Annotated in this window: 11 protein-coding genes and 3 pseudogenes; 9 read left to right on the forward strand and 5 right to left on the reverse strand. The window is 56.0% G+C overall.

What is annotated here, in order from left to right:
* Both MCB86_RS02210 and MCB86_RS02215 read right to left on the reverse strand, forming a co-directional pair.
* Positions 1-253, reverse strand: a pseudogene (locus MCB86_RS02210) (ProQ/FINO family protein); the annotation flags it as partial.
* A gap of 145 nt (positions 254-398) precedes the next feature.
* Positions 399-845: a helix-turn-helix domain-containing protein gene (locus MCB86_RS02215; RefSeq protein ID WP_239609490.1), complete on the reverse strand. Its 447-nt coding sequence runs from the start codon at positions 843-845 to the stop codon at positions 399-401.
* 155 nt (positions 846-1000) lie between these two features.
* On the opposite strand from MCB86_RS02215, the gene MCB86_RS02220 reads away from it, so the two are divergent.
* From MCB86_RS02220 to MCB86_RS02235, 4 genes are all read left to right on the forward strand, one after another.
* The gene (locus tag MCB86_RS02220; RefSeq protein ID WP_239609545.1) at positions 1001-2212 is read left to right on the forward strand and encodes an MFS transporter; all 1212 of its coding nucleotides are present in this window, start codon (positions 1001-1003) and stop codon (positions 2210-2212) included.
* A gap of 185 nt (positions 2213-2397) precedes the next feature.
* Complete coding sequence (locus MCB86_RS02225; protein WP_239609492.1) at positions 2398-2994, forward strand: type II secretion system protein N; 597 nt, start codon at positions 2398-2400, stop codon at positions 2992-2994.
* A gap of 116 nt (positions 2995-3110) precedes the next feature.
* Positions 3111-4745, forward strand: a complete 1635-nt coding sequence (locus MCB86_RS02230; RefSeq protein ID WP_239609494.1) for a DUF6531 domain-containing protein — start codon at positions 3111-3113, stop codon at positions 4743-4745.
* Positions 4746-4762: 17 nt separating this feature from the next.
* Complete coding sequence (locus tag MCB86_RS02235; protein ID WP_239609497.1) at positions 4763-7432, forward strand: RHS repeat-associated core domain-containing protein; 2670 nt, start codon at positions 4763-4765, stop codon at positions 7430-7432.
* A 161-nt stretch (positions 7433-7593) separates the two neighbouring features.
* Here the strand turns inward: MCB86_RS02235 and MCB86_RS02240 are convergent, their stop codons facing one another.
* Positions 7594-7980 (reverse strand): hypothetical protein, encoded by a 387-nt coding sequence (locus MCB86_RS02240; protein ID WP_239609499.1) that lies wholly within the window; start codon positions 7978-7980, stop codon positions 7594-7596.
* Positions 7981-8264: 284 nt separating this feature from the next.
* Between MCB86_RS02240 and MCB86_RS02245 the strand changes: the two genes are divergently transcribed.
* From MCB86_RS02245 to MCB86_RS02260, 4 genes and pseudogenes are all read left to right on the forward strand, one after another.
* Positions 8265-8411: an HTH domain-containing protein gene (locus tag MCB86_RS02245; RefSeq protein ID WP_275589390.1), complete on the forward strand. Its 147-nt coding sequence runs from the start codon at positions 8265-8267 to the stop codon at positions 8409-8411.
* A gap of 32 nt (positions 8412-8443) precedes the next feature.
* On the forward strand, positions 8444-9910 hold the full coding sequence (locus MCB86_RS02250; RefSeq protein ID WP_239609501.1) for a DUF6531 domain-containing protein: 1467 nt from the start codon (positions 8444-8446) through the stop codon (positions 9908-9910).
* 423 nt (positions 9911-10333) lie between these two features.
* Positions 10334-10639 (forward strand): annotated as a pseudogene (locus MCB86_RS02255) (DNA/RNA helicase domain-containing protein); the annotation flags it as partial.
* 10 nt (positions 10640-10649) lie between these two features.
* Positions 10650-10871, forward strand: coding sequence for a hypothetical protein (locus tag MCB86_RS02260; protein WP_239609503.1), 222 nt, complete (start codon positions 10650-10652; stop codon positions 10869-10871).
* A 90-nt stretch (positions 10872-10961) separates the two neighbouring features.
* Here the strand turns inward: MCB86_RS02260 and MCB86_RS02265 are convergent, their stop codons facing one another.
* A complete protein-coding gene (locus tag MCB86_RS02265) occupies positions 10962-11597 on the reverse strand; it encodes an ion channel (protein WP_239609505.1) in 636 nt (211 codons plus the stop codon).
* An 885-nt stretch (positions 11598-12482) separates the two neighbouring features.
* A pseudogene (locus tag MCB86_RS02270) lies at positions 12483-13852 on the reverse strand (IS1182 family transposase).
* A 193-nt stretch (positions 13853-14045) separates the two neighbouring features.
* Between MCB86_RS02270 and MCB86_RS02275 the strand changes: the two are divergent.
* Complete coding sequence (locus tag MCB86_RS02275; RefSeq protein ID WP_239609507.1) at positions 14046-15137, forward strand: calcium/sodium antiporter; 1092 nt, start codon at positions 14046-14048, stop codon at positions 15135-15137.
* The last annotated feature ends 13 nt before the right edge of the window (positions 15138-15150 follow it).

Here is a 15150-nt window from a genome sequence, read left to right on the forward strand (position 1 = left end):
TAGCGCTTGAGCGGCTGTCACCGAGCCAACCGCCTGGCCGTTCAAGTCCAGACGCGGAGCGTTCTCAATCATGCTTGCCCAATATCGGCTCCCCCTGCATCAGGTCGCGATGCCCAACTTGAGTCGTTCGCTGGATATTCCGAGCAGCTCCAAGTGTTGCTCGGCATCTTTGAGAATCCGTGCTTTCAGTCTTTACCTGCTGCTTTTCAGCCCGCAGGCGGTCACGTAGCACAGCTAGTCGCTCAAAACCCATCGTTCAGCTCGCCGCTTCATGGTTGATCGTGACGCAAATTATCCCTTCCAGCCATTCGGATCAGCCTCGCCAGGCGGCAACACGATCAAGCAATTGTTCACGGCACACCGGCCGCTAGCCAAATGGCCGGCCGCAAGCTGCGGCCTTATGTGACCTTCTGCACCACAGTCAAGTCCGGCGTGAGCACGGAGCCATCCTTTGCCGTGGGAGCCATAAACGGAATCCGCTTACCGGTGCGCTTATCGACGAGCTCTGAGTGTCTCTCGCCATGATTGAACAGATGCCCCTCACCCCACTGGCGCAGCGCAACTACCACCGGAAACAGGCTTTTGCCCTCCGGCGTCAGCACGTACTCCTGATAGGCCGTACCATCGGAAGCTTCACGAGTCTCGAGAATGCCTGCATCGACCAACTTGCGCAGACGGTTGGACAGGATGTTGCGGGCCACGCCCAGGCTGCGCTGAAAGTCGCTGAAACGGCGAGTGCCGTCGAACGCGTCACGTACGATCAGCAGCGACCAGCGATCGCCAATGACATTGGCGGCCCGGGCGACGGGACAGGGTTCATCGTTGATGGACTGACGGCTTGGCATGCCCTCTCCAGGCGTATAGCCCCAACTTGGTAAGTGGTTGCATTTTAAAACCACCCACCCTAGCATTCAACCAGTTTCATTTTGAAACCGGATTGAGTGGGCGATAAACCATGGAGTCATCCCAAGTATCGATAGCGCCGGTCTCTCGGCCGACGGTGCAAACCCGGGCTTCTGATATGCCGCGCGGGCTGGTGCTGCTGTTTGCCGCCGCGAGCGGGCTGAGCGTGGCGAACGTGTACTACGCCCAGCCATTGCTGGATGCGCTCGCCCATGACTTTGGCATCAGCCACGCCGCTATCGGCGGTGTGGTCACCGCCACGCAGGTCGGCTGCGCCTTGGCCCTGCTGCTGCTTGTCCCGCTGGGGGATCGGCTTGACCGCCGCCGCTTGATGGTAGTGCAACTGTTGGGCCTCGTTGTGGCACTTATGGCAGTCAGCATGGCGAAGTCCGCTCATGTTCTATTGGTAGCCATGCTAGCGGTCGGGCTGCTGGGAACGGCGATGACGCAGGGGCTCATAGCCTATGCGGCCCGCGCCGCGGCGCCCCATGAGCAAGGCCGCGTCATAGGTGCTGCGCAAGGCGGTGTGTTCATGGGCCTGTTGCTGGCGCGGGTATTGGCAGGTGGAGTGAGTGACCTGGCGGGATGGCGCAGCGTGTACGTCTTCGCCGCCATACTGATGCTGGCGATCACATTGCCCATGTGGAGGTGGCTACCGGCCCTACCGCCAGCTCCGAGCGTGATGACCTATCCACGCCTGATTGCCTCCATGCTTACATTGCTACGCCAAGATAGGGTGCTACAGGTGCGGGGCATGCTTGCGCTGTTGATGTTCGCCGCGTTCAACATCTTCTGGAGCGCGCTGGTACTTCCGCTGAGCGCCCCGCCCTACAATTTCTCTCACACCCTGATTGGCGCTTTCGGGTTGGTCGGCGTTGTCGGTGCCTTGGCCGCTATGCGTGCCGGGCAGTGGGCTGACCGTGGACATGCCGAGCGCATCAGCGTAGGAGCGCTCTTGGCGCTGTTGCTGGCTTGGTGGCCGCTGTCGCTACTGGAATGGTCACTCTGGCCGGTGGTGATCGGCATCGTGCTGCTTGACCTGGGTGGTCAGGCGCTGCACGTTACCAACCAAAGCCTGATCTTCCGCACCCGCCCCGAGGCTCACAGCCGGCTTGTTGGCCTCTACATGTTGTTCTACGCAGCGGGCAGCGGGCTGGGGGCGATCGGCACCACCGTTACCTATGCCCATGCCGGTTGGCAGGGTGTATGTGCATTGGGAGCGGCGGTCAGCCTTCTCGCACTGTTGTTTTGGTGCGCGACACAACAAACAAAACCCTCGACTACCCAGGGGTTAAGGAGCCCGCGATAGGACGAGCATGGAGCGACGTCGCAGCCGGTGGCGGGCAAAAATCGATCATCAGGGAAGACGGACTTGTGATTTGTTCGACCGACCGCCACTGCTTTGCCCACCACTTCAAATCTGGCGCGCAAACCGTTCGACCTTCTCGCAAAATCGTGAAAAATGAACTGTGCAGTAATGGATTGCAGCCCCGCATGAAAGCTCGCTTGATTTTCACGATTCTCAGACATCGCTCCCTGCCGTGGGCGGTGTCGCTTGTCGCGGTGTTAGGAATGAGCGTGAATCTTGTTAACCAATGGCAGCAACTCAGCGAGCTTCTGCGCGAAGAGCCTGCCCACGAACAGGCGCTGCTTGAGCCCCGGAAAGCGCCTGCCAGATATCGCGAAAATCTGTTCGGCGAACCTCGACAGCCGACACAGGCTGTACACGAACGTTCTCCGCTTCCGATGACATTGGTGGGTAGCTTTGTGCATCCGGTGAGCGCACGTTCCTCAGCCATTATTGTGGTTTCGGGCCGCCCCCCTCGCCTCTTCAAGTCGGGTGACCAGATCGTCCCTGGTGCGATCCTGAACGAGGTGCAACCCAGCCATGTCGTCCTGTCGCGCAACGGATCGCTTGATCCGCTTTACTTTCCCGACGCAATGAAAGCTCCAACCAAGCCAGTTGGACAGGTCATACGCTATGCCGATCTTACGGATTCTTATCTGAAGAAACTCCAACCGACGCCCTCCGAACGTGCAACGGGGCTTCGTCTAGAACCTCTGGGTCGCGTTAACCAGAACCCGCTTTAGAGCGGATCCGACAGGCGGTCGTCAGTTTTGCGGACTCGGCCACAAAGCGGCGGCTGACACTTTGCAAACCCGAATCTAGCCTACCTGCATCATCCCTGACGCAGGATTTTCGGAACATGGAACGTTTCTGTAGCACGCTTGCTCTCGCCCTTCTTAGCACCGCATTTCTAAACCAATCCGCCCGCGCCGCCGCTAACTGCACGACAGGTGGCGTTAGCTATTTCGGAACTGAAGCGTTCGCATCTCAGCCCCCGGACGGCGCAGGTCAGTACCTCTACCAGATCGCGGCCTTGCAATGTTCCGGCGGCAAGGTGATCAAGTGGCTAGAAAGTAGCGCGTGGTACACACCGGACCAGATGCTCGAAACCCTGAAATCGAGCAATGCGAACATGAAGCGGGTATTTACTAATGACTGCAAGACACACGCAGTCCTGCTCCATGACAACTTCACCGGCTCGGTCGATGGCGTCTCCGCAAGGAACTTCGCCGTGGCCAAGCAAACGCATTACGGGATATTCGCCGGCCCAGTCTTCTACAACCGCCCCGCCGAACTCCTCTGCCCCGAAGTGCCCGGTATCGGCGCACCGGACTTGCCCGGCGTTTGCCCTGTGCCATCGACTGCGCCCTTGCTTGCTGGGCAGGGTTCCCCAAGCCTGAGCGCGGGTAACCCTGTCGATGTGGCTTACGGAAACAAATTCCAGACTGAAATAGACTATTCCGGTCGTTCCGGTAGCGAAATGCGCTTCACACGCTACTACAACAGCAGAACGGCCAATTGGACGCACACCTACGCGGCCCGACTCAGGTTATCTCCGACCAAGGCGCTATTGATCGCCGCTGACGGACGCCAAAGCCTGTTCAGCGTAACCGGTACGACCGTAACCGCATCTCCCAAAGAGCTGGGGCGTCTTGAAAAGACGGCTCAAGGTTGGCGCTACGACTCTCCACGCAGCGAGCACCAGCATTTCGACAGCGCGGGACAACTGACCCGTATCGACCGTGCGAACGGCACGTACGAGACCCTTTCATACAGCGCCAACGGCATCGTAGTCACCGACTCACTTGGCCATTCGATGAACCTAACGTTCAACGCGGCTCAACGGTTGGCCACGCTGACGGTTGACGATCTGCAGGTGAGCTACACCTACAGTTCGGCCGGCCGTCTGACCAAGGCGACGCGAACCCAGAATGGGCAGGCCCTTTCTCGCACCTACCATTACGAAGACGCACGTGAAGGCGGCTGGCTGACCGGCATCACCGACGAGCGCGGCGTGCGTTACACCACCTGGACCTACGATGCGCAGGGACGTGCTACCAAGAGCGAGCATGCCAGTGGTGCCGACCGTTACCAGTTCGCCTACGGTAGCAACTCGACAACACTCACCAATCCACTGGGCAAGAAAGCCACCTATAGCTTCCAAACAATCGCGGGTGCCAAACGCATCACCTCGCTCTCTGGTGCAGCGTCGGCCAACTGTCCTAGCAGTAACTCCACGTTCACTTATGACAGCCGCGGTCTGATCAAGACCCGCACTGACAACAAGGGTAATCAGACGACATTTCTCTACAACGATCGCGGCCTAGAGATCAGTCGGACCGAAGCAGCCGGTACGCCGCAGGCCCGTACGATCATCACTGAATGGCACCCAACGCTCTTCAGACCCATCACCATCACCGAGCCCGAGCGCATCGTGCAGTTCAATTACGACGCACACGGAAATCCGCTCAGCCAGACCCTCACCGAACGCTGATCAGAAGGAACTGACCAATGAAATCATCGCATCGCATAAGTCTGCTTGCGCTAACGCTCGCGACGGCACTGGGCGTACCAGGCGCTCAGGCTCTTGAGCGCAGCTGGAGCTACACCTACAACAGCCTTGGACTGATCGAGACGGCCGACGGCCCTCGCACCGACGTGTCGGACGTCACCACCTACACCTATGACGCCCAAGGGCACCTGACACAGGTAACCAATGCCCTTGGCCATGTCACGCAGCTCTCGAATTTCGATACCTACGGCAACCCGCAGACCCTGGTAGACGCCAACGGTGTGACGACCACCCTGACCTATGCACCGCAGGGCTGGCTGAGTTCCACAAGCACTGCCGGCAGCAGCACGAGCTTCGAGCACGACGCCATCGGGCAGATCACCAAGGTGACCCGTGGTGACGGGAGTTGGTTGCAGTACACCTGGGACGGCGCCCGTCGCCTGAAAGCGGTTACCAACAACCTAGGCGAGAAGGTCGAGTATGACTACGACCTCATGGGTAACCGCACCGCTCAGCGCCTCAATGATGCCTCCGGCGTACTGACTCAGCAGCAGACATGGGCGTATGACGAACTCGGACGCCTGCTGCGCGCCGTCGGTGCACAAGGCCAGACCCGGCAGTACGGCTATGACCTGAATGACAATCTCGCCGCTGGCACCACGCCCAAGCAGCACAGCACCACGAACAGCTACGATGCGCTGGACCGCCTGGTCACCAGCACCGACCCGCTCAATGGCGTTACTGGCCTTGGCTACGATGCGCAGGACAACCTGACTCAGGTCAGCGACCCGCGAGGCGTCACCACCCAGTACCGGTACGATGGGTTAGGCAACCTGACTCAACTAATCAGTCCAGACAGCGGCACGACCACCTTTGCACATGACGCGGCCGGCAACGTGATCCGCAAGACCGACGCCCGCGGCGTGGTCATAAGCTACAGCTACGACGCCCTGAATCGTCTGACCAGTAAAACGTACCCCGCCAACCCGGCGCTCAACGTTCAGTACCACTACGACATGACCGCCGACGGCAATCATGGGATAGGTCGGCTGACCGCCGTGCAGGATGCCAGCGGCGTGCTCGGCTATCGCTACGACGCACGTGGCAACCTGGTGCATCAGCTTCGCTCACTCGAGGTGGCGGGTAGCGATGTCTATGACACGCTGCAGTACAGCTACGATGGCGCTGGACAGCTCACGCGCATCGATTACCCGGCAGGCTTTGCCGTGCAATACCAACGCAATGCTGCCGGGCAAGTTGGCGAGGTCGACATCGTTATCGATGAACAGCCTGCTGCCTTTGCCAGCGACCTGAGCTATTTGCCGTTCGGGCCGCTGAAGAGTCTAACCTGGGCCAACGGCATCAACCTTTCACGCGCCTACGATCAGGACTATCGACTCACCCAGCAAAGCGTAGGGCCCTGGCAGGCCAATTACGGCTACGACGCCAACAGCAATATCCAGAGCCTGGAGAGCGGCCTGTTCGGTGATCTGCTCTACGGCTATGACGCGCTCGATCGGCTGACCCGTGAGGATGAAGGCAACCAGCGCTTGCAGTATGGCTACGACGCGGTGGGCAACCGGACCAGCAAAGCGCTCATCGGCCTGAGCGAAGGCCAGCCCATGGGCAGCGCGGTCACCGATCTCAGTTATGCCAGCGACAGCAATCAGCTTGTAAGCATCGACGGATTGGGCGTGACCAGCGATGCCACCGGTAGCCTGACGCAATACAGCAATAACCGAACCTTCGAGTACGATGCCCGAGGCCGCCTGGCCCACGTAAAGATTGGCGGCAACGTGATCGCTCAGTACCGCTACAACGCATTGGGCCAGCGAACCCACAAGATCACGGGCACCGCGACAACAACCTTTCTTTACGGCCCGAACGGCCAGCTGATTGGCGAAACGCTCTACAGTCCCACCGGCGCCAAGCTCAGCGGCCAATTCTACTTGTGGCTGGATAGCCTACCTTTAGGTGGAATCACGCTGACCTACGACGCGCAAGGTGGTATCGCCAGCAGCAGCGCCTTCTACCTTCACGCTGATCATCTGAACACGCCGCGGCTCGCTACCAACCAATCCGGCAATGAGGTCTGGCGGTGGAAGTCCGATGCCTTTGGTGTAGGCGCTGCTGCCGGAACTGCCACCATCAACTTGCGGTTCCCCGGCCAGTACTACGACAGCGAAAGCGGACTGCACTACAACTACTTCCGCAACTACGACCCAGAGACTGGGCGCTACGTCGAGAGCGATCCGATTGGGTTAGCAGGAGGGCTAAATACCTATGGGTATGTCGGGGGGAACCCGCTGAGCTTCGTGGATATATATGGCCTTAGCAAATGCTGGAGGAACGAGGATGGCCATACAATATGTGACGGGGGAAGCCCCTACCCAGCAGGATTCTGTCCTTCCGGTGCTTGCGCTTCCAGACCTGCGAGCTTTAATAGCTCTAGATATGACCAGTGCTATAACGCCTGCATCAATCGCGATATTGATAACGCTATCACCGCCTTATGTCTGATCCCAGGAGGTGGGGCAGCTGCATTCTTTAGAAATGAAAAAGTTGGCTCCGCAGCCAGCCAGTTGTGCGAATTAGGTACTCAATCCTCGCAGTGCTCTCTGGAATGTGGAGCTTTGGAGTCTGCATCATGCCCAACCACACAACACTAGTCGCGCCGTACAGTCGCGGTCATGTCCGGTTTCTAAACATTTTTAAAAGCGAATACGCGACTGCTATTACCCCAAGTATTCTTTGCATCCCTACGCTAAGGAGAAATCCTCCATTGCTATTCATGATTCTGCTTGACAGGCCAAGCTCCAAAATTGAGCCATTATTTATCAGCAGGCCCCCTAACGCGAGCAGTAGTAAATAGGGCCAATTGGCCAGCATGAAATTTCTCATAATGAGAGCCTTCCTGATGAGAGTAAGAGTAATTTATATTTTGGTTTACCTGGTTATTGCAGCCTTCACATACATCTTTGGGATAGTTATTGGCGATGCTGTTCAAAATAAAAAATTGTTGCAATTTGTGGTCTTCTTTTCGCTTGCCGTAATTGCTGACAGGGTAATTAAAAAGCTTGTAACTTAGAACCATAAAGATCTGAAGGCTTCTGGAAAACCGTATTCTGACGATAGTTTTCAAAATCCTATGGGAGGCGACAAGCTCAGCAGCCAGTTCTGCCTGTGGCTGGACGGCCTGTTGTTGGGTGGCATCCACTGTGGCACACGATGCTGAGGGTGGCGCCGCCAGCAGCATCGCATTCTATCTGCACGACTACTTCAACACTCCACGACTAGCGCTTGCGAAGGTCGTCGCTTGTCGTCGACACGCCAACTAAATGGGCCGTGCACAGCGCATCTAGTCATAATCCCGTGCCCCCCTCTGCCTCACCATTGGGTTTGCCCGCATCGGTGGGGTAAGCACATCACCGTATTGAGGCGAAGCGTCAGTTGATTGTCCAAACAGTAGCTCCGCTTTCAGTTTAGGAAATCCAGCTTCTACTGGAGCGTGACGAACGAATAACGGCAACCGAGTTCAGTAAGCGGTTCGGAGTTTCGGAAGACACGATTCGTCACGACCTCAAGGACTGGCTACGATCTACGCGTCAGAATAAGCATTCTAGTCTAAAGGGAATGAATAATAAATGAGCAGAAGACATAAGAATGGATGGAAAACTTGCATGCTCCTCTTTGCGGTTAATTGGCTGGCCGTTCTCTCGTCAGCATCTGTATCAGCGTCGGAAACATTCCATTGGCGCTGTCTTTATACTCATTGCTCAGGAAAGCATGACAGCCCTTTGAATGCTGCGCATGAAGAGCTAAAACTGCAAAACTGGGATATGAGCGAAGTAAGTTGGACCGGTTGTAGTTTTTTATCTGAGAAGAAAGCACTGTGCTATTTTACGCGACCAAATCAGACTGGTGGTATTTATGCTTACAGATTTGGGGCGGGCTGCGATGGCGGCTATCAATACAGCGTCGGCTCCGGCGTGTGCGAATCACCCGAAGAATCGGAAGAAAGAAGGCAGCGCGGAGTGCCGCCTCGACTTGCCTGCGTTGGAAATCCAATCAATATTATAACTGGCAATAAATTTCAAGTAGAGATTGACTATGCGCCCGCTGTAGGGATTACAGGATTTTCTCGCTATTATAATTCAAGCAGCACCATCTGGGGGCACTCCTATTCTACAAAGCTAGTAATCGGTAGCGACTCAGTTTCACTAATTGAAAACAATGGGCGGATGGTGATTTTCTCAAAAACTGGAACTCTTTACGTGCCCGAACAAGGTGAGTTTGGTCTACTTATACAGGACGGCAGTTCCTGGTCGTATCGTTCACGTCAGGGAGTTGAAAAGCGTTTTGATCAAGACGGTAAGCTAACCGATGTGCTCTTACTCAGCGGCGATACACAAAAAATAACTTATTCATCTGGCGGGATAACAGCAACAAGTAGGGGGAGGGAGACACTTCGCCTTACCCAGGACGGAATGTCTCAACCCCTCACGCTGTCCTTGAGAAATATGACTGTTTCGTTCAAATATGACGCTAAGGGCCGCCTTGCTGAAGCGTTGAAACTAACCGATGGCAATATTCAACGTCGTAGCTATCACTACGAGTCTAATGATTTTCCTAGAAAACTGACTGGGATAACTGACGAGCGTGGCGTGCGTTACGCCACTTGGGCCTACGATGACAAAGGCCGCGCCATCTTCAGCGAACATTCCGATGGCATAGATCGAGTCACCGTAGCCTACAACAGTGATGGCACCGTTTCGGTCACCAATGTACTTGGCAAAGTAGCCAAATATAGTTTCCAAACCATCCGGGGCGCGCGGCGAATTGTGGCCATCAAAGGCGAACCCTCCTCCAACTGCCCCAGCAGCAACTCCGCCTTTACGTACGATGATGGCGGCCTGCTCAAGACCAAGACCGACAACAAGGGCAACGTCACGACCTACGACTACAACGAGCGAGGCCTTGAAGTTTCCCGAACAGAAGCGGCAGGCACGCCCGAAGCTCGGACGATCACCACGGCTTGGCATCCAACTCTCTTTTTGCCCGTCACCGTCACCGAACCTAACCAGATCACGACTTACACCTACGATGCACAGGGACGGCAGCTTAGCCAGACCCTCACCGAACGCTGATCAATTAATGCCCGCTTATTTGCCCATGGATATTCTGCAGAAGTAATGGCATATCTGAGGGCGGGCCTCCTTATACTTACGAAGGATTCGACACTAGTTCACTACCCTGAGCTGGACGAAGAGGTTGAGCTAATAGCTAGGGGATATAACTTTGTAGTTAACGGAGGGCTATGCTCATAGCCCTCCAAGGCCAGTCGCTATCTCAGGGCAAAGAGGGAGGCTCTCAATAACCCTGAAGGTACAACTCATTCCGGCTGTATCAAATTCCCCAGCAGCCTGTTCAGGCTTTTTCGGTTCAGGGCGTCAGGTTGTACCGGCACAGCGTTCAGGTTGGTGCAGCGCCTACAAACTGACCCCGGAAATAGCTTCGTGCGTAGACAAAACGAGCTCACATATGTAAAGCAGAAGCGAGGCCACCGTTTCCATACCTGCCAGGGGCTCGAGGTCGACTACATCGGCGTGATCATCGGACCAGACTTGATCGTGCGCAACGGTGAGGTTGTCACCCCCCGATCAGCGCGACAAGCAAACCCGCTCGATACGGGGATACAAGAAGCTCATGACAACGCATCCCGACCTGGCCATGCAGGAAATCGATCTGATCATCAAGAACACCTACCGCACGCTCATGACGCGCGTGATGAAGGCTGTTACGTGTATTGCACGGATGCGGAGACGGCTGAGTATTTCAGGGCTAACCTTGCACCGCCGCGTGAAATTGACCGCTAGGCTCAAATTTATGCAAGTTGATCTAATGGCGCTCCTTCGCTGGATGTGGGAGACAGCCGCTGCAGAGCTATGGGGCGCGCTGGCGCTTTTTATAATACTGAAACTTCCAACTGGCGCTAAGAGGTTAAAAACAGCCGACTGGTCTCGACTGGATTTTGTTTTGAAGATCCGTTCTATTTATGGCGACGCGTTTACCTATAGACTCAGCGAAAACCTGCGAAAGCCGAAGTGACATTTTTCATGCCTTGCTTCGACAGAGTGTTCCACAGAACCAACGGTTGGACTTCCACACATTTGCTGCCTCGATGCTTCCTAGTTCGCCCTAACGTAATATCAAGACCATCAGAAAAATCAAATTAGCCACCAACAAGCATACCACCCAGCTTAGTACATGCGAGACGTCACCGACGCGTTCTTCCAACTTCTGGATCCTACTGGCGAAACTTTCCCGATAAACTATCGCATCCGTAGATGCCGAACCATTCCATCGCGCCCGCCCAAGCATAATAAAGACAAATACGACGCTATGAGCAGACCCAAGCAGGCTTAATCCAGCCGAGAAGAATCTAGCAGCGTCGTTCATCGGTACAAACGTACTAAACCCCAAAGACGTAAACATCGAGACCGCAAAGTAAAGGTGATCCTCAAGACAGTCCGGGGCGTTACCGTCCCCAAAAGTCATATCTCCTGCATACCTCCACGACACGACTACAAAAAGTAGTATTACCAGCAATGCAGCCAGCGCATACAGCACAAATAAGGCACCGACCTCCCATTCTCGCGGCTTTATGACGACAAACATGTACAATGACAAAGCAAAATAAAGAATGTATACAAAACAGAACGACAACCAAAAATTGGTAAAAGCCACCAACAACAACTCCACTACCATTAGAGCTGTGAGCAAGACCAATGATCTGAACCTGTTCTCTTCAATATAACGAACCACCGGACTCATCCCATCCTCCACAATAGTAAGTATTAAATGTTACTTTCTGCGCGCCACGGCTGAAGCTAGTTTATGAAACTCCTGAAGTTTCTGACTGGCTGGAGTAATACGCAACCGTTCGCGTTAGAACGAGGCACTTCCTAAGCGTTGGCAAATCCCGAGTCGCTTAACAGTAGGGTTTCCAAGCGCGGAAAAAGATTCGTAGCCGACGAGTTTGCCCGGCGCACGAAGCTTGCGTCCTGCCCCAGGCAGTCCAGCGAATCGAGAACGGCGGGTAAGTCCCGGTCGACCTTGCGCTCGAGTTCGGCGCCTGTGTCGGGGCGCAGGGCACCGAGCATGAAGATCCGGTCGGGATATTATCGGCTTTGCCGAGGGCGACTTCCAGTTCGAAGATCAGGCTTTTGGGTTGAGACGGTGAAGCCATCCGGACGGCGATCCTTGCAACAAATTACGGGGCTATTGGCACTGTAGCGGCAAATGCCCGGTGTAGGTAGGTGCGTGAGGTCGCGGTGGGGTGTGTTTCCGGCGGGTGTGAGTTAGAGCAACGGCAGGACCAAAAGAGCAAAGGAGCAAAGGAGCAAAGGAGCAAAGGAGCAAAGGAGCAAAGGATTGGGCATCACCCGGCTGGGCCGGGTCGCGCTGGCGTGCTGTGCATCGAGCCGGACGGCGCCTTCTCGACCCTGAGGGGCGCTCATCGCTGACGCGAGGGGCAGTGTCGATGGCGGGTTTCGGCCGATTCTGTTGAAAAAGCAGGTTTAGCGGCAGCCAGGCGGTCGGATGTACCGGCTGTCGAAGTGGCTGCAAGCCACTTCAAGTTGCCTTTCGGCGTTTCGCTGAGCGTCATTGCTCAGCTCTGAGGGTTAATTTGAGGGTTTCTGCTCGCAGCAGGCGTACCTATCCCATTAATGGTGGCCCTTGAGGCAAAAGCTTGGCCATGCGGCGCAGGTTCTGCACCGTCGCCGCCAGGGTGAATTCATCAGTCGCACCCGTCAGACCGCGCAGCCGTAAGCGATCAAGTTTCATTATCCGCTTGAGGTGGGCGAATAGCATTTCCACCTTCTTTCGTTCGCAGCGAGAGACTAGGTATTCCGGTGTCTTGGCGATACGTCGAGCCACGTCGCGGGCAGCCTCATGGATGCTGCGGACGATCTTCCGAGTCGGCGTGTTGGGGCAGCACTTCGCTTTCAACGAGCAGGTGGCGCAGTCGGTTTGGCTGGAGCGGTAAATGATGGTGTTGGCCTTGGTCACCCGCGATCTTTTCTGGGTGAAGGCGCGCCATTCACTGCGTAGTGGTTTGCCGGCTGGGCAGCGATATTCATTGGCTTCCTGGTTCCAGTGGAAGTCGTTACTGGAGAGGCTGTCGTCCTTGCGCTCGGTCTTGTCCCACACCGGAACATGCGGCTCGATGTCCTTTTCTTCTACCATCCAGGCCAGCATCGGGGCGATGCCATAAGCGGTATCGCCGATAAGGCGTTCCGGTGTGAGATCGAACTGCGCTTCGACACGCTCGACCATCGTCCTGGTCGAATCGACTTCGGCGGTACGGTGCGCCGAGGTAGCTTCCACGTCCATGATCACACCGTGCTCAGTGTCGATCAGGTAATTCGTGGAGTAGGCAAAGAAGGCCGGGCCGCCTGGTGCTGCTGTCCAACGGGACTGAGGATCGGTGAGCGAAATTTTCTTAGGAAGAGCCTCAGCCAGCGCCTCTTCATCAAGGGCTTCGAGGTACTCGCGCACGGCGCGACTGCTGAGCTTTGGATCGTTCCAATCGACTTCATTACCCGCCATGCCACATTGGCGGCTAGCATCGGCCTTGATGATGCTGGCGTCCACAGCGAAGCCTTCGCCTTTGACCAGGCCAGCCGCCATGCAGCGACGCAGCACCTCATTGAACAACCAGCGGAACAGGCCACTGTCACGAAAACGGCCGTGTCGGTTCTTCGAGAAGGTCGAGTGATTGGGTACTTCGTCTTCCAGACCCAGCCGGCAGAACCAGCGATAGCCAAGGTTCAGGTGCACCTCTTCGCACAATCGACGCTCGGAACGAATGCCATAGCAGTAGCCGACGACGAGCATACGCACCATCAATTCCGGGTCAATCGAGGGACGCCCGATGGGGCTATAGAAATCCGCCAGGTAGGCGCGCAGATCACTGAGATCCAGGCATTGGTCGATGCTGCGCAGGAGTGTTGGGGCGGGACGTGATCTTCCAGATTGAACGAGTAAAACAGGCGCTGCTGCCCTCCCGGTAACTGTCCCATCATGCTGTTCGCCCCCACGCTCACTGACAGAGCAATTTTGCCGAAGGCATGGGGAAGCAGCTACTTTTTCAACAGAATCGGCCAAAAGCAGCCAATGGCAGTTCCATCCAGATACACATGACTGCCAATCTTACGGATTGACAGAGGTGATCTAGCTTATGGATATCCCAACATTATATTCGGAGCAACCCGTACCGTGACCTTGTTAACGTTTGCTTATCTCATCGCCGGTCTAGTGTTTTTAGTTTCTGGCGCCGAGGTGTTGGTGCGTGGCGCGGCGAAGCTCGCGGCGCAATTCGGCATCCCCCCGCTGATCATTGGTCTAACTGTGGTTGCATTCGGCACTAGCGCGCCGGAGACCGCAGTGAGCGTACAGGCGGCACTCAATGACAGCGGAGATATCGCGATCGGCAACGTGGTAGGCAGCAATATCGCAAATGTCTTGTTCATCCTGGGCCTCACTGCATTGATCGCTCCGCTGATCGTCTCCCGTCAACTGATCCGTCTCGACGTACCGATCATGATCGCCGCCAGCTTAGTTACCTATGCATTGGCATGGAACGGCACGCTAAGCCGTTTGGATGGAGCCGTGCTGTTTGCCGCGATAATCGGGTACACGCTTTTCCTGATCCAGAGCAGCCGTCGCGCAAATGCCCAAGCCATTGCAAATGACGAGTTTGCCAAAGAGTTTGCTGCCGACACGCACGCCAAGCCCTACTCCAGCTACATGAATGCAGCTCTGATCATTTTCGGTTTGGTTTTGCTTGTGGTCGGCTCTAACTTCCTGGTTGAGGGCGCAGTATCGCTGGCGCGTGCGCTGGGATTGTCAGAACTGGTGATCGGTTTGACGGTCATTGCCGTTGGCACTTCGCTGCCGGAGCTGGCCACTTCGATACTTGCCGCGATCCGCGGAGAAAGAGACATCGCGGTAGGCAATATCGTTGGCAGCAACATCTTCAATTTACTGTGCGTGCTAGGGCTATCGGCACTGGTCGCACCACAGGCCGTTGCGGTGGCCGCAAGTGCACTGGCGTTCGATTTTCCAGTGATGATTGCTGTTGCGCTGGCATGTCTGCCCATATTCTTCACCGGCTACAGCATCAGCCGGTGGGAGGGCCTGTTGTTCCTGGTCTATTACGTCGCATATACGGCCTATCTGGTAATGACCAGCTCCAGCGAGCCGTTCGCTGAAGCCTTCGCCGATGCGATGCTCGGCTATGTCCTGCCGCTCACCGCGGTGACGTTGCTGGTGATTGCCAGCCGAGCCTGGAGAAGGCAGCGAGGCTAAGCGGAATACTCAG

Source organism: Pseudomonas sp. KSR10 (assembly GCF_022355455.1).
In the GTDB taxonomy this organism is placed as follows: Bacteria; Pseudomonadota; Gammaproteobacteria; order Pseudomonadales; family Pseudomonadaceae; genus Stutzerimonas; species Stutzerimonas stutzeri_E.